12 protein-coding genes and 1 pseudogene are annotated in these 14712 nt (G+C 43.5%); 7 read left to right on the top strand and 6 right to left on the bottom strand.

Going from position 1 to position 14712, the window contains the following annotated elements; all coding sequences use genetic code 11:
• The first annotated feature begins 17 nt into the window (after positions 1-17).
• The 4 genes from ACJHWR_RS02495 to ACJHWR_RS02480 are packed head-to-tail and all read left to right on the top strand — an operon-like array spanning position 18 to position 4046.
• On the top strand, positions 18-1388 hold the full coding sequence (locus ACJHWR_RS02495) for a hypothetical protein (RefSeq protein WP_410226665.1): 1371 nt from the start codon (positions 18-20) through the stop codon (positions 1386-1388).
• On the top strand, positions 1385-2101 hold the full coding sequence (locus ACJHWR_RS02490; protein WP_000600935.1) for a glycosyltransferase family 2 protein: 717 nt from the start codon (positions 1385-1387) through the stop codon (positions 2099-2101). The genes ACJHWR_RS02495 and ACJHWR_RS02490 overlap by 4 nt, the downstream gene beginning before the upstream one ends.
• A gap of 2 nt (positions 2102-2103) precedes the next feature.
• Entirely contained in the window at positions 2104-2472 is a 369-nt protein-coding gene (locus ACJHWR_RS02485; protein ID WP_000821214.1) for a hypothetical protein, read from the top strand.
• The gene (locus ACJHWR_RS02480) at positions 2469-4046 is read left to right on the top strand and encodes a nucleotidyltransferase family protein (protein ID WP_001376030.1); all 1578 of its coding nucleotides are present in this window, start codon (positions 2469-2471) and stop codon (positions 4044-4046) included. Before ACJHWR_RS02485 ends, ACJHWR_RS02480 begins: the two co-directional genes overlap by 4 nt.
• A gap of 625 nt (positions 4047-4671) precedes the next feature.
• Here the strand turns inward: ACJHWR_RS02480 and ACJHWR_RS02475 are convergent.
• From ACJHWR_RS02475 to ACJHWR_RS02450, 6 genes are all read right to left on the bottom strand, one after another.
• The gene (locus tag ACJHWR_RS02475) at positions 4672-5901 is read right to left on the bottom strand and encodes a capsule biosynthesis protein (protein ID WP_021572938.1); all 1230 of its coding nucleotides are present in this window, start codon (positions 5899-5901) and stop codon (positions 4672-4674) included.
• Positions 5902-5935: 34 nt separating this feature from the next.
• Entirely contained in the window at positions 5936-7963 is a 2028-nt protein-coding gene (locus ACJHWR_RS02470) for a capsular polysaccharide biosynthesis protein (RefSeq protein ID WP_000579245.1), read from the bottom strand.
• Entirely contained in the window at positions 7960-8700 is a 741-nt protein-coding gene (gene kdsB, locus ACJHWR_RS02465; RefSeq protein WP_000030762.1) for a 3-deoxy-manno-octulosonate cytidylyltransferase, read from the bottom strand. Before kdsB ends, ACJHWR_RS02470 begins: the two co-directional genes overlap by 4 nt.
• A gap of 9 nt (positions 8701-8709) precedes the next feature.
• Entirely contained in the window at positions 8710-10386 is a 1677-nt protein-coding gene (locus ACJHWR_RS02460; RefSeq protein ID WP_001376029.1) for a polysaccharide biosynthesis/export family protein, read from the bottom strand.
• 23 nt (positions 10387-10409) lie between these two features.
• Entirely contained in the window at positions 10410-11558 is a 1149-nt protein-coding gene (locus ACJHWR_RS02455) for a capsule polysaccharide transporter (protein WP_000905929.1), read from the bottom strand.
• Between the two features lie 71 nt (positions 11559-11629).
• Positions 11630-12613 carry an SIS domain-containing protein gene (locus ACJHWR_RS02450; RefSeq protein ID WP_001376028.1) on the bottom strand — a complete coding sequence of 328 codons (984 nt, stop codon included), beginning with the start codon at positions 12611-12613 and terminating at the stop codon, positions 11630-11632.
• 882 nt (positions 12614-13495) lie between these two features.
• Here ACJHWR_RS02450 and tnpA point away from each other — a divergent pair.
• From tnpA to ACJHWR_RS02435, 3 genes and pseudogenes are all read left to right on the top strand, one after another.
• On the top strand, positions 13496-13882 hold the full coding sequence (tnpA, locus tag ACJHWR_RS02445) for an IS66-like element accessory protein TnpA (protein WP_001227911.1): 387 nt from the start codon (positions 13496-13498) through the stop codon (positions 13880-13882).
• Positions 13879-14226: an IS66 family insertion sequence element accessory protein TnpB gene (gene tnpB / locus ACJHWR_RS02440; protein WP_024210273.1), complete on the top strand. Its 348-nt coding sequence runs from the start codon at positions 13879-13881 to the stop codon at positions 14224-14226. Before tnpA ends, tnpB begins: the two co-directional genes overlap by 4 nt.
• Before the next feature lie 48 nt (positions 14227-14274).
• Positions 14275-14601: pseudogene (locus ACJHWR_RS02435) on the top strand (transposase domain-containing protein); the annotation flags it as partial.
• Positions 14602-14712: the final 111 nt, after the last annotated feature.

Here is a 14712-nt window from a genome sequence, read left to right as displayed (position 1 = left end):
ATAGATAGGCATTATTTATGAAAGTTAATGTTGTAATTTGTGGTGCAATAAGAGATAGGTTTGATCTATTGATGATTTTACGAAAAATCATCAATAAGCGTGATGCTGGTATTATAGAAGAGATTATTTTATCAACTTGGATGGGGGAGGTTGATGCTTACGACGATCTTCGTGAAATTTTAACTAAAACTGGAGTTTGTGTAGTTGAAAATAAAACTATACTGCAACCTAGCATTGGTAATGTCTTGCAGCAACAGCGTTGTCTTGAGTCTGGTCTGGTTGCTATAAAAAATAAATCTATTCCTGTTCTTAAAGTACGAACTGATAAGTGTTTTCATTTGTTAGAGGCTTTTTTTAAACATATTGAGAACACAGCGTCTCTACAAAAAACAAAAAATGGAGTGTTTAAATATAAAGTAACGATACAGATGGCATCAGTATCGATACCATTTTTAATTGCGGATAAAGTTTTCTTGGGGTATTACGATGATTTGCGGATGCTTACACTACACTCTGATTTTTATGAAAGATTTTGTCTTTTTAATAAAAATATTGGTGCAGAAAACAGATGGTTTTCATTACCATTTATATTAAAATATCCTGTATTTAGAGAGTATATTGAAAATATTAACTTTCGACGAGTATCTACCATTCTGGTAAATAAAATTATAAATAACAAATCAAGTTGCATTCCGAAAGATGTAAAGTGTTTTTTTGAGATTTATTACAGTGTATTGTTTGAGAACTTTAATTTAATTGGTGATGGCGATAGTCAATATAACTCGTGGTTATATCTTGAAAAGAACGTTAACGCTGAAGAACATTTCTTAATCGAAGATCGTGGGTCAAGAAAGGATTTGCATGCTCGTGACCAAGCCATGTTAAAGGCATTCGCAGGTATATATTTTAATGATGAGTATTATCAATCATTAAACCTTGATTCTTTCGAACTTTTTAGTGGTGAAAGTTTGAACGAGAAAAGGATGATCAGCAAAATTACAACATATAACCCTATTGATGTTAATTTTGCATTAGAATCAACCGTTATGGCTTATTTACCAATTTCAGAGACTGCAATAAAATTTCTCAGAGAACATACAGTTCAACTTGTGAATAAAGGTGTGAGTGCGCAGGAGATATATTTTAGATGTGCGATGAAATTAATTGATAAAAATAAAGAAAAATATTTTGATGATATTATAATTCTTCTAAAAAATGCAGCCAAATCCAAGCATAAAAGTAGTCTTTATTTACTGTATTGTCTATTGAAAGATAGCGATGATATAAATTTAATGAATTATGCGAATGATTGTCTTCGTGAAGCAGCTTTACGAGGTAGCAAAGAAGCTTCAGATGTTCTTATTACTTTGACTAAGGAGTTGCAATGATTCTTATAACAATGGCAGGGAAAAGTTCCCGGTTCTACCAAGCCGGATACCGTATTCCTAAATATGCTCTGGAATATAGAGGGCAATCAATTTTTGAATGGTCAACTAAAACCTTTGAGTCAAAGTTTAGTTCAGAAAAATTTGTTTTTGTGATTCGCAACGATGATTTCTCTTTTTCATTTGTTAAAGATAAAATAAATAAATTAGAAATTAAAAATTATGATATTGTTGTAATTGATAAGGATACAAGAGGGCAAGCTGAATCTGCATATATTGCATTAAAACAATATCATGATGATTTTCCTGTAACTATATTTAATATAGACACGATTCGTTATAATTATTCAGAACCTAATTTCTATAATGAATGTGATGGTTATTTGGAGGTTTTTGAAGGTGATGGGGAACAGTGGTCGTTCATCGAGCCATTATCTAATTTTAATGTTGGTAGGACGGCAGAAAAAGATAGGATATCGAAATACTGCAGCAATGGCTTATATTATTTTAAAAGCCAGTTAATGTTTCAATCAACATTTGAATCAATGCAAGAGAAAAATGAAATGAGTAAAGGGGAATTTTATATCGCTCCAATGTATAATTACTTAATACAAAATGGGTTAACAATTAAATATTTTTATGTATCTATTGCCGACATGGCATTTTGTGGTACTCCAGCGGAGTATGAAGAGTTAATTTCAAAAGAGAATCGATAATTATGAAGCGTATTATATTTGATCTTGATAATACAATTTCCTTTACTGATGGAGGGAATTATAGAAATGCAAAACCAAACGTAGAGCTAATTTTAAAAATGAAAGAATATAAAAAAAATGGTTTTGAAATTATCATATCCACAAGCAGGAATATGCGAACATATAATGGTAATGTAGGATTAATTACGGCTAATACTTTACCAATTATCATTGAGTGGCTAAATGAAAATGATGTTCCTTTCGATGAAATTTATGTTGGGAAACCTTGGTGTGGGTATGAAGGGTTTTATGTTGATGACAGAGCAATCAGACCCGATGAATTTATTAAATTAAGTATAAATGAGATTAAATCAACTCTAGGACTAAAATGATGATTCTTATAACATCTGGCGATTATGTTGATAATGAGTTAAAAATTGAGTTTGGATGTATTCCTCCATGTCTGTTACCTATTGGGAATAGAACTCTGATAGAATATCAAGCAGAAATCTTAAGAAAATATGAAGATAAATGCAAAATTTTCGTATCATTGCCAGAAGACTATCAATTAACAGACATTGAAAAGTCGATGTTTAATGATATTGAAGTTATAATCATTCCAGTACCTGCAAATATGACATTATCAGAATCTGTATTGTACTCTTTGAATATAATATATGAATCATATAACGATAATGAAAAATTATTTATTTTACACGGTGATACTTTAATAAGCCACCTTCATTTAGAAGGTGACATTATTGCAGTAGCTCAATCAGATGCTGATTATAATTGGGAAAAAGAAAAAGTTGATAATTTCGTTTGGTGTGGTTATTTTTCATTTTCTCGACCAAAAACATTTATTAAATATTTAACATTGTCCAAAGATAGTTTCGTACATGCTGTTAGGAAATATGATGAGAAATATCCTCTCAAACGTATTCATGTTGATGATTGGCTCGATCTTGGTCATTTAAATACGTATTTCCTATCTCGTTCGCGTATAACAACTCAGCGAGCATTTAATTCGATGAGAATTAATTCTGGTATTGTATGGAAATCGGGTGAAAATTCAAAAAAAATTGAGGCTGAGGCATACTGGTTTAAAAACATACCATCCATGATGAAAATATTTACGCCACAGTTAATTGAAGATGGAATTGATTCAAAAACAAAGAAATATTATTATTCTTTGGAATATTTACCATTTAATCCGTTAAATGAGATTTTTGTACATGGACGAAACTCAGTTATTTTCTGGAGTAAAATATTTAATATACTTAAAGATTTTATGAATATTTCCGCTATTCAGTTTGAACAATTCTCAACAAAATCTTTAATTGGAAAAATTCATAAGGATTCTGAATTGCTTTATTATGATAAAACAATCTCTAGATTAGAAAATTACTGTAAAAAAGCAGATATATCAATACACAATCCTGTCATATATGACTCAGTAACATTACCCTCAATTAGCGAGATCGCTATTGATTGTATAAATCGAAATTCGTTACTGCCAGTCATTCCTAGTATACTGCATGGAGATCTTTGCTTTAGCAATATTTTGCTTAACTCCAGATTAGATAGAATAAAAGTTATTGATCCTCGAGGTATGAATCAACTCGGTGAGTTAACTATATTTGGCGATCAAAAATACGATCTTGCAAAACTAAGCCATTCTGTTATCGGACTTTATGATCATATTATATCCGGGCGTTATAAGTTGTCAGGTGATATTTTTAGTAGTGTGAAAATAGATTTTAGTACGAATGAAATAGTTGACGATATTCAGAGAGAATTTATGTCAAGACGTTTCATATCCTTTATTAATACTCAAGATATCATGCCATTAACCGTTTTGCTTTTTCTTTCAATGCTTCCATTACATGCCGACAGGCCAGATAGACAAAAAGCCATGCTCGCTAATGCCTTAAGACTTTATTCTACATTTATTTATCGCAATTAAGTTAATATCTAAGTGGATCCTCTAAATTAGATTTGTCTGTGGTGTTTTCCTTTTACTTGAGTTATTTTGTGAAGGAAGGTAAAGAATAAAAGATAAAATGCGATAGCAATTATTAATGGTTATTCTTAAGCCGCTTACCTAGGAAGAGATAATTGTTCCTGTAAAGTTATAATCAGAATAATGTCCATATCGGAATATTTCTGTTTATTTACTACAAGTAAAAGGAGACGAACCGACATATTTGATCGCTAGGCTACTTTGTCGATACGGCATGTATGAACAAAGAAACTATCAGTCGATATATAAGGTATCAGGAAAAGATGGAACAAACATACGAACAGCAAATACAATTTCCAGAATAGGAAGCAGTATATTACAGCCGTCCCCCTTATAGGGGACGCTCTGAAAAGCCACCTCCTCAGGATGTGGTCTTTTATTATATAGGTGAATATATTGAGATAGTTAGCAGTTAAATTATATTTGTGTTTTTTTCATTGTGGTGGCAATGTTAGTTGGGCAAAGATATTTTTTTTGCATAAATAACATTGCAAATGGAATAATGAATTTTAAAACCAATTAGATGATTTTATATGATTTTGATAGTAAGTGTAAATTGAACGATATACTATAGTTGATTGGCTTCGGTTGTGATACTATGGACAGGGTTATCATTTTTTTTAAAGCCCCCATAATAAACCGCATTAACCTGCGTCTTCACCAATAAATACCCACGAAACTTCTTAAACAGTTTCATATCTGGTTTAAAATCGGCCTGCCAGAACTGGTGCAAATGCCCTTGATACGTCAAGCCCTTGATGTCGTACAGGGCATTGCCCATCACTTTGAGTGGTTTGTTATGAATCAGTGCAGAGATCCCCGCCGTACTGTTAATCGTCACCACCGCTTTAGCATGGCGTAATAGTTCCGGCATCGGGAGATCGTGCACATAAATGACGCGCTCACCTAAGCCATATTCCTTACTCAACCGCTTAATTAATGGTCGATAGAGTCTGTGACCACGATCCATTGGATGGTGCTTGATCACCAAATAACTTTCTTTCGGTGCTTTACGTGAAAATGAGTACATGACTTCATTAATATAGTCACGCACATCGTTATAATTGCTGTGGTTACGAATCTGGCTATCGTTATATACCTGCAAAACGGCAAGATAATAACGCTGGTCCAACTCGTTCATTAACCTCGGTAATAGCTTACGCTGTGTTACCTTGTAAAGTTGCTTGCGCCAGTATGCACGAACCCAGCAACGAGCCTCATACCAGGGGGAAAACGATTTGTGGTGGCGGTAGCGAGGAAACTCATGACGGTAATGCCAGCCCATCAGGTAATACCACATCGCATGACCAATACGTTTCATTGTTGAAGGTGTTAAGTTCTCAACATGCGGCGCAGGCATATCTGGTAACTTACGATAAAAATCCGGATCGCGCGGTAGCGATGAATATGCGTTCACTCCGCCTTCTTCAACAGTAATAAATTGCGGGCGTAAATATCCTTCTTCAAATGCCAGGAAGCGGATACCTTTCGACTTTGCCCACCGTTTTGCTTCTTTATGCAATGGGCGGCAGTCGCCAAAGCAGAGGATAGTGTCAAAGTCATATTGTCGGTGGAGATCCCGTAACCATCCGGGAAACTCTTTCGGTGTCTGGTAGTAAGCCAGGTATTGTCGATGACGGCAGTAAAAACGATCCCCGCCGTTGAATACAACATTCACAGCGTTACGTCCTAATGACTCTAACCATTCGGCGACATCATTGAAAAAAGGTCCCATCGGCCCCTGCAATAGCAGATATTTTTTACCGGATAATAAAACGGTTAGTGCATTACCTTGCATAAATAATTTGCGTAATAGTCAACTATGAAATTGTTTAGCCAAATCTGACCTTGCAGAACATAATTAATTTGCGGTAATAGCGTATTACCTGCCCCGCTTTTTTTCGGGTAATAAACATCGGCTTGCGCGGCGTCTTGATTAAATATTCCGCAGCTTCTTCTACCGTAATAGGTTGTAGCCGTGTTGGGTGGATATAGGTTGGATAAACAATCAACGCCTGATAGCTCAAATCTGCTAACGTTAATTTTTGCTCGCGGCGCGGGCAGTGATGTTCATCAACGGTTAAACCCCAACCGGCATAGAATGGCAGGCCGTAACAATGAACTTGCTTGCCATGTAATAACGCTTCAAACCCGGACAATGATGTCATGGTGTGCACTTCATCTGCGCGCTGAATGCATTGAATAATATCTGCGTCCAGTGCCTGATAATCAGCGAGTTCAGCAATTAGTTCTGCCGGAATATCGCCCTTGCGATTCCCCACCAGTACATCCGGGTGCGGTTTATAAACAATGTAGGCGTGCGGATTACGCTCGCGTACTGTGCGTAATAAATCAAGGTTGCTCTTAATCGAGACAGTGCCTGTTTTAATAGAGGCATCGTCCTCTACCTGACCCGGCACCAGGATAACTTTTTTATCTTTGGCTTCGGCTGGTAGAGAGAAATCGGCTCCCAGGTTGTACTTGCTCAGTTTACTTTCAACCAGTCGCTGGCGTAATTTTTCAGCTCGCATCTGCTGCGCCAGCGTTAGCTGGCTATGATTAAGCAGCACTTCCAGGTCGCTGGGGCGCGTGGCGTCATAGTAGATTCCGCGTTTATCCAGCACCAGCGATAGCGGTGGCAGCAGGTCAGAGCCAAGTCCGGATGAACGCAGAAAACCATCTTCCATTCGCCATAATGGCAGTGAGTTTCGCTGCGCTTCGGCTCGCCATTGCTGTTCTCCCTTTACACCCCATACCACGCAGGCGCTTGCCGCAGTACAGCGACGTGAAAAACTCAGCCGGTTTGTCGCCGTTCGTAAGAAAGGTTTCAGGATCGCTGACTTCCACAGCGTTAAGCCTGGCGCCCATAAATAACCATTACGCTGTTGCAGATGTCGACGTTGTAATTGCAGCCATTGCAGCACGGTAAATAGATCGCTTACTTCTCCCGTTTGCGGATCGATATAGCGACAGTAACGCAGGTATGCAGCGGCAAAAAGTTCCTCCAGTGTGGCAGAACCGCGTCGGGCAGATAACAAAGCGGACTGCAGATGGCGATCGTCGGTTAAGCCCCAGCCTGCATACCAGGGCTGGCCGAAACATGTTACTGGTTTTCCTGCCAGCAAGGCTTCAAAGCCGTATTGGGATGTCACGACGTAAACCCGGGAAACGTGTCGCAACAGCGACTGCGGGCTGACATTCTCGGCAATCAAACGTACTCGTTGCGTGGCGCGCAGATCAGCGAAATAACCTGTTTTCTTTCCTTCCAGGACATCCGGATGCACCTTCACCCAAATTTCGGCTTGAGGATTTTCCGCAATCGCGGCTTCCAGCATGGCAGCAAACTCATGCGGGCCAGCATTGCCATACGTCACTGACATATCATTAAATGTCTGATCGACAACCAGAACGATGTCTGAACGTTCTGACTCATCAGCCACAAACGCAGGTGCCAGGTTATATTTCGACAAATCCCCGGTCACGATGGTGTGCATCGCTTCTCTGGCCAGGCTTATCAGAGCTGTATTTCCGGCTTTATCCTGTACCAGTTTCTCCAGTGCTGAAGGCTTGCTGGCATCGTAGTAAATGCCACAATCATCCACCACCAGAGAAAGCGGCGGCTCGCCATTGACGCCAAGATCCAGCGAACGCACAAATCCATCTTCCAGACGAATGACGGGTTTTCCCGCTGCTTTGGCGATGGCGACTGGTTTCGCCGCGCTGGGACGATGTCCCCACACGGCGATAGCATCAACTTCTTGCGGAACAGGGCGCAGCAGAGAAAGTTTCTGGCACGGTTGCGCCAGAAATTTCTCCAGATGCGGAATACGCCAGATACCGGACGAGAAAATGCCAATCATGCGTTTTCAGCTAGTTCCTGTGCCATCAGGGCGCGCACTTTTTCCAGGCATGCTGGGGTGTCGACGCCCGGACCGGTTGCGGCAACCTCAAATGTGCGGATGTTGATCCCCGCGCTCATTAACCGTAGCTGCTCCAGTAATTCTGCCTGCTCTGGCATGGACTCCGGTAATTGGCTGTAGTTTTGCAACACATCGCGACGATAAGCGTAAATACCAACGTGTTTCAGGTAGCGCGCTTTTTCAGCATTACGCGGATAGGGAATCGGCGAACGGCTGAAATAAAGCGCATCCTGGCGGGTATTTACCACCACTTTTACCGTGCTTGGCTCGGTCGCTTCTTCGGCAGAAATCGCGTGGCATAGCGTTGCCACTGGCAACGCGGGATCATCACGCATTCCTTGTAGCAGCGTTTCTACATCCCGCGGGCGAATCATTGGTTCGTCGCCCTGCAGGTTAATGTAGATATCTGCCTCGACTTTATACATCACCTCGACCAGCCGATCGGTGCCGGATTCATGATCGTTGCGAGTCATGATGGCTTTCCCGCCAAATGCCTGCACGGCCTTTTCAACACGCTGATCGTCTGTTGCCACCCAAACTTCTGCGACGCCCGCCACCTGTAACGCACGCTCGTAAACATGCTGGATCATCGGTTTACCAACAATATCGAGCAGTGGCTTACCCGGCAGGCGCGAGGAGCCATAGCGAGCCGGAATGACAATAACTGCTTTGCTCATCTCAACTCCTTACAAAGACAGAATCACTTTTGCACCCACCGCCAGCTGATAGAGGATGGTGGAAATACCACGGGTAACTTCAATGTTTTTCGATTCATATTTCGGCAGAACCATAATCTCATCGCCCGGCTTGAGTGAATCCACATCTTCCGCGTTGACCGCAGCACCGTTCTGACGAATGACGATAATTCTGGCGTTACCCGATTTTTGCGTCAGGCCACCACATTTCTCGATGTAATCCTTGGTGGTCATTCCCTTCTGCCAGCTCACCGCGTTCGGGAACAGCACCTCGCCGTGAACCATAACCAGCGACGTTTTCTCCGGAATATTGATGACGTCGCCATCTTCCAGCAGAACAGAATCAATATTGGACTCGTTGAGGATCACTTCACCTTTCGGAACCACGGTGCGCGCTTTCGCCACAAAGCGGCTGATCAGTTGCGCTTCCTGCATTCGCAGGCTGGCTTCTTCTTTGGTGGAGGACTGGGCGGAAAGAGATGCTTCCTCCAGCTTTTGCAGCGAGAGATTCAGCATCTCTTTCTGACGCTGGGCCACTGATGGGCGATAAAGCTGAACCGCGTTCATCTGCGACATGCTGTTCGGACGGACTTTTTCCAGAACCGCACGCATAGTGGAACCATAAGGCAGTACCATGGCATGTTCACCGGAGTGTGCGCCTTCAACCCGCACCTGAATGGTGCCGGCATAGCGGTCAGTGCTCACGATTAAGGTATCGCCATTTTGCAACATACGGCCTGGCGCAGAACTGATCGGATAGTATTCGCTGCGTTTTTGCAGCCCCTGTTTACGCATAATCGTAATGTGAGTCGCGCCAGGCTTAGGGCGCGCCCAGCTCAACGCTTCCGTTACGGGAATGCTGCTTTCGCGGAACTCAAAGTCGTAGCTGTTAAAGACATCGCCCTGAACGCTGAAAGTATGCTGACGCGGCCCGACGATGATGGTGTCACCATCGGCGAACTGCGAAAGCCCCAGTTTGCCGTTCAGCAGGAAGTCGTACAGGTTGACGTTGGAGCGCACGCGGTTACCGCGCTTGACCACAATATCAACGTAACTTCCGCGCTCTGGATCAACGCCGCCAGCCTTGATCAGATAATTGAGTAACGAATCAGACGTCACACCGCCATACAGACCAGGATTACGCACAAATCCGGTCACGTACACTTTTACTGGCTGCGCCTGTAATAAGGAGGCGTAGACGTTGACGTTGGACTGGTATACTTCCTTCACTTTGGATGTGACCAGGGCATTTAGCTGACTATTACTGACGCCAGCAACTTTCACCGGACCAACGTTCGGCAGGAAAATATTACCTTTGGGATCAACCTGTAACGCACCATCAAAGGTGAACGCACCCCACAAGCGAACCTGAATGCTATCACCCGGATTCAGAATATAGTCAGGGTTGAATCCTACCGTCGCACCGCTATCCGCGCTGGTGCCGTTGAAAAGTTGAGCACCAAACATACGGCTCATTATCACCGGCGGTGCGGGCGGCGGGGTATTGTCGAAGCCGCTCATGTTTTGCGTATCCGACTTCTGTCCGTTCAGAATACCGGTAAGCGGCGCGGCTCCTGTCAGGTTTGGGTCAGCGTTAATATCAATGGCCGCGCTGGCCTGCGCCGCGTGACAGGCGGCAATCAGTAAAATTGATTTAAATAATTTCATCACAAACTCATTCAGCGACAGCGTTAGTCTCGGTGATCTTCAATAACAGCCAGCAACAGTTTCAGGGTGCCGAACAGCAGGCAGCACACCAGTAACCAGCAGGCGATCAAATAAGGGATATTTGGAAAAGACGATTCCTGCGGCAACTGTGGCGAACTGATCACTGACAGCACCTTGAGCTTACGAGCCGCTTCTACACGGGTCTTTTCAATGGAGGTCAGGGTCAGTTTGTACAGCTCGGTGTTGAACTCTACTTTTGATTTGATTTCTTCAAAATCCACTGCCATACGGTTTAGCTTGTCACCCTGCGGCGCTGTGATTTTGCTTTTTTCTTCGTCAATCTGTGCCTGCAATGACTGAATCGCATTACGCGCACTCACAACTTGCGGGGCGTCCTCACGCAGATACGTCAGCAAGTTCCGCAGGTCCGCTTCCATCTGGATCTTCTGGCCCATCAGCGTATTCACTAACGTGCTCGCCGCCTGTGCCTGTGCCTGTGGATCCAGAACGTTGTTGTTGTCCTGATAAGAGAGCAATTCTGCTTTGCTGGCGTCCAGACGCTGGCGTGCCTTTTCCATCTCCGTTTCTGCAAAGGCAAGCTGGTCACGCGCGATGCGATGTGACATCTCATTGATAAAGCGCTCTGACTCTTTCAGCACGGTCTGGTTAAACTTAAGCGCAAATTCCGGGCTAAAGCCCTGCGTCTGAATATTCAGTAATCCGGTTTTATCGTCATACGAGACGTTGATACGGTCCTTGTAGTACTTCAGGAAGCCTTCTGCAGTTTCATCCTTGCTAAGATGATTAAGAAAATCGAGCCCGCTGTGGCTAAACGCTTCACGAAAATTTAGTTGCTTATCCAGCGCCACCAGCATATCCGGCGAGTTGATGTACTCTTTCAGATACAACGCATCTTCTGCGGAACTGGGGTTAGAGGCACCCAAAAGCAGACCAAAATTCAGGCTGCCGCTGTTTAAATCATCCGAGCGTTTAATGGCGACTTTCGACTCGCTCATATAGCGAGGCTGGCTGAAGATAGCCAGATAGATCAGCAGCACCGCCATCGGTGCCAGAATGATGATTTTCGCCAGGTGTTTTTGGATATCTGCCAGTGAGATGGCAGACAGACGAGCACGCATCCAGGATACGGCAGACTTCACTTTTATCAACATGTAACGATTATCAAAGTTTCAGTGGGGCGCAAACTCAATGAGAGACTAACCTCTCGCACCCCGTTGCTTAATTAGTCGAAAATGCGCACAAGGCCAGTGACTTTATTTGCCTTGTTGGTCACCAATAACGTTGAGACGCGGTGCTTTTGCATTTTTTCTTCCGCTTCAATGATCATGGTGTCTTCCGGTAGCGTCAGCGGTTCACGTGTCATCATCTGCGCAGCCGTGGCGGATGTCAGAGAATCCTCTTTTTCCATAAAGCGACGCAGGTCACCGTCGGTGATAATGCCCGCTAGCCCACCTTCTGCGTCTTCTACCATCACCATTCCCTGGCATCCGCTGGTGATACGTTGAATCACGGTTTTAAATGACGCATCCAGCTGTACCGCAGGAACATCATGCTGCATGACATCAGCAACGCGGGTCAGCAGGCGACGACCTAATGAACCGCCCGGGTGATAGCGCGCAAAATCATTCGGCATAAATTTGCGTTGGTGGATCATGGCAATCGCCAGCGCGTCGCCGATCGCCATCGTCAGCGTGGTAGACGTTGTTGGTGCAAGATTATTCGGGCAGGTTTCATTCGCCATGTGGAGTTCCAGCACGGCATCAGCATTTTTCGCCAGCGTGGAATTTCCATTATTGGTAATGGCGATAATTCGGTTGCCGAAATTTTTCAGTGAAGGAACTAGCTTGAGGATTTCATCCGTTTCACCGCTGGCAGAAATAAGGATCAGAAGATCGTAAGGCGTAATCATGCCCAGATCGCCATGGAAAGCTTCTGCAGGATGAATAAAGAAACTAGGCGTACCCGTAGAGGCCAGCGTCGCTGACATTTTACGACCGACATGCCCTGATTTACCCATTCCCGAAAGAATAACGTGACCTTTACAGTTCATTATCAAATTAAGGACACGCTGGTACTGCCCGGAATCCAGTTGTTTAGACAAGTTTTGTAATGCTGTGCCTTGTTCTGCCAGAGTCTGGCGAACAGAGGTAATTAGATATGGATCGATAGTACTGCTCTGGTCATCAGGTAAATGTCTTTCAGACATATCAGCTCCTTTGCACGGAAATAATGCCACAGTCACAACAAACCCGAACCCACTATAATTTATTTGTGCTAAATCAATGGGTTGTAACAAAATTTTTAATGAATATAAAACCATGGTCAGTCCATGCTTATATGCAGGACTTATCACCTTCTTATTAAGTCGCAATGTCTCATGGAGGTGCGAAGATGCTGCAATATTACAGCGAGAAGGGGAACCAAATTTTGCCCACCTATTTAACACACCCCTACATTATGAACAAGGAATTTAGGATTTTTATCATTTATTAAAATGTTTCCTACTTGACTATTAAGACCAAAAACAATTTATCAATTGATTATTTCCTTATAAAAAAAGAACGTATGACTATGTTATTAATAAATAAAACACGCAAATAATGGTGATGTTGTTTTGTGATTAACTATTTAAGTGCGGCATAATAAACAGGTTGACAATTTCTATGTGAATAAGAGGGAAATAATAAAATTTTAGCGGTTACTATTGAATGATATGATAGTTGTGGTGTTGATTGTTTCTGGTAATGAATGCGGAATTAAATCTGGCCGGATTGTATTTTTGCTATATCTATTTTTCAGGAGATTATTATTAAATAGAAAAATAACAATGGTGATTATCTCCGGTTGAGCTGGAGTCACGTATGCCAGCGAGTGCTTTCTTCCGGGCCTTCCTTCACTTCAGAGAAAGAGCCTATGGAAAAGAGGCAATCATCAGGCTCTTTTTGAGTCATATGCGCCGATAATCAACTGTCTTGAACGTAAAAATTATGTAAGCGTCGTCTCAGCACCGTCTGGCAGATCCTGAAATTCCTGAGAGAATAGTGGACACCAAATATGGTGGACGCTATCCATAAAATCATTAACCGCAGTGCGTAAAAAAAGCCCTAATTATCCCGTTGAGTTCAAAATCAAAATGGTTGAACTCTCGCATCGACCAGAGATCTCCGTAGCGCAACTCGCTCGTGAGCATGGGATCAACGATAATTTGCTGTTCAAGTGGCGCCAGTACTGGCGCGAAGGAAAACTACGTCCTCCTTCAACAACAGAAAACAACGTGCCTGAGCTGCTCCCGATAACACTTGATGCCGAAGATGTTGTCCCTACAACCTCCCCCCGGTCACAACCTGTAGCTGCTGCGACACCTGAATCACTCAATATCAGCTGTGAAGTGACGTTCCGGCACGGATCACTCCGTCTGAATGGTGCCATCAGCGAAAATATCCTGAACCTGCTGATACGGGAGCTCAAACGTTGATCCCATTACCATCAGGGACAAAGATCTGGCTGGTCGCTGGCATCTCCGATATGAGAAACGGCTTCAACGGCCTGGCGGCAAAGGTGCAGACGACGCTGAAAGACGATCCGATGTCAGGTCACGTTTTTATCTTCCGTGGGCGTAATGGCAGTCAGGTAAAGCTCCTCTGGTCTACCGGCGATGGACTGTGTCTGCTGACCAAACGGCTGGAGCGCGGCCGCTTCGCCTGGCCGTCAGCCCGGGATGGCAAAGTGTTCCTTACGCAGGCGCAGCTGGCGATGCTGCTGGAAGGTATCGACTGGCGGCAGCCTAAAAGACTGCTTACGTCCCTGACTATGTTGTAAGCCTCTTTATCCTGGTCGACGCTGAATGAGCCTGGTAATATACCCGGTATGAGCAGCTCACTTCCTGACGATATCAATGCACTGAAACGTCTCCTTGCCGAACAGGAGGCGCTGAACCGTGCCCTGCTGGAAAAGCTGAACGAGCGTGAACGCGAAATAGACCATCTGCAGGCACAGCTGGATAAGCTGCGCCGGATGAACTTCGGCAGCTGCTCCGAAAAAGTCTCCCGTCGTATCGCACAGATGGAAGCTGACCTGAAGGCACTTCAGAAAGAAAGTGATACCCTTACCGGTCGGGTTGACGACCCGGCCGTGCAGCGCCCGCTGCGTCAAACCCGCACCCGCAAACCGTTCCCCGAATCACTCCTCCGCGATTAGACTGGCCCCCTGAATCTCCAGACAACCAATATCACTTAAATAAGTGATAGTCTTAATACTAGTTTTTAGACTAGTCATTGGAGAGCAGATGATTGATGTCTTAGGACC

The sequence above is a fragment of the Escherichia sp. WS568 genome (genome assembly GCF_046486085.1).
GTDB classification, from domain to species: Bacteria; Pseudomonadota; Gammaproteobacteria; order Enterobacterales; family Enterobacteriaceae; genus Escherichia; species Escherichia coli.
This window is presented reverse-complemented; position numbering and strand designations above follow the sequence as displayed.

What these genes read in the sequence shown, in the direction of transcription:
- ACJHWR_RS02495 (WP_410226665.1), top strand. Translation starts at nt 18, where the DNA reads ATGAAAGTTAATGTTGTAATTTGTGGTGCAATAAGAGATAGGTTTGAT.
- ACJHWR_RS02490 (WP_000600935.1), top strand. Translation starts at nt 1,385, where the DNA reads ATGATTCTTATAACAATGGCAGGGAAAAGTTCCCGGTTCTACCAAGCC.
- ACJHWR_RS02485 (WP_000821214.1), top strand. Translation starts at nt 2,104, where the DNA reads ATGAAGCGTATTATATTTGATCTTGATAATACAATTTCCTTTACTGAT.
- ACJHWR_RS02480 (WP_001376030.1), top strand. Translation starts at nt 2,469, where the DNA reads ATGATGATTCTTATAACATCTGGCGATTATGTTGATAATGAGTTAAAA.
- ACJHWR_RS02475 (WP_021572938.1), bottom strand. Translation starts at nt 5,901, where the DNA reads ATGCAAGGTAATGCACTAACCGTTTTATTATCCGGTAAAAAATATCTG.
- ACJHWR_RS02470 (WP_000579245.1), bottom strand. Translation starts at nt 7,963, where the DNA reads ATGATTGGCATTTTCTCGTCCGGTATCTGGCGTATTCCGCATCTGGAG.
- kdsB (WP_000030762.1), bottom strand. Translation starts at nt 8,700, where the DNA reads ATGAGCAAAGCAGTTATTGTCATTCCGGCTCGCTATGGCTCCTCGCGC.
- ACJHWR_RS02460 (WP_001376029.1), bottom strand. Translation starts at nt 10,386, where the DNA reads ATGAAATTATTTAAATCAATTTTACTGATTGCCGCCTGTCACGCGGCG.
- ACJHWR_RS02455 (WP_000905929.1), bottom strand. Translation starts at nt 11,558, where the DNA reads ATGTTGATAAAAGTGAAGTCTGCCGTATCCTGGATGCGTGCTCGTCTG.
- ACJHWR_RS02450 (WP_001376028.1), bottom strand. Translation starts at nt 12,613, where the DNA reads ATGTCTGAAAGACATTTACCTGATGACCAGAGCAGTACTATCGATCCA.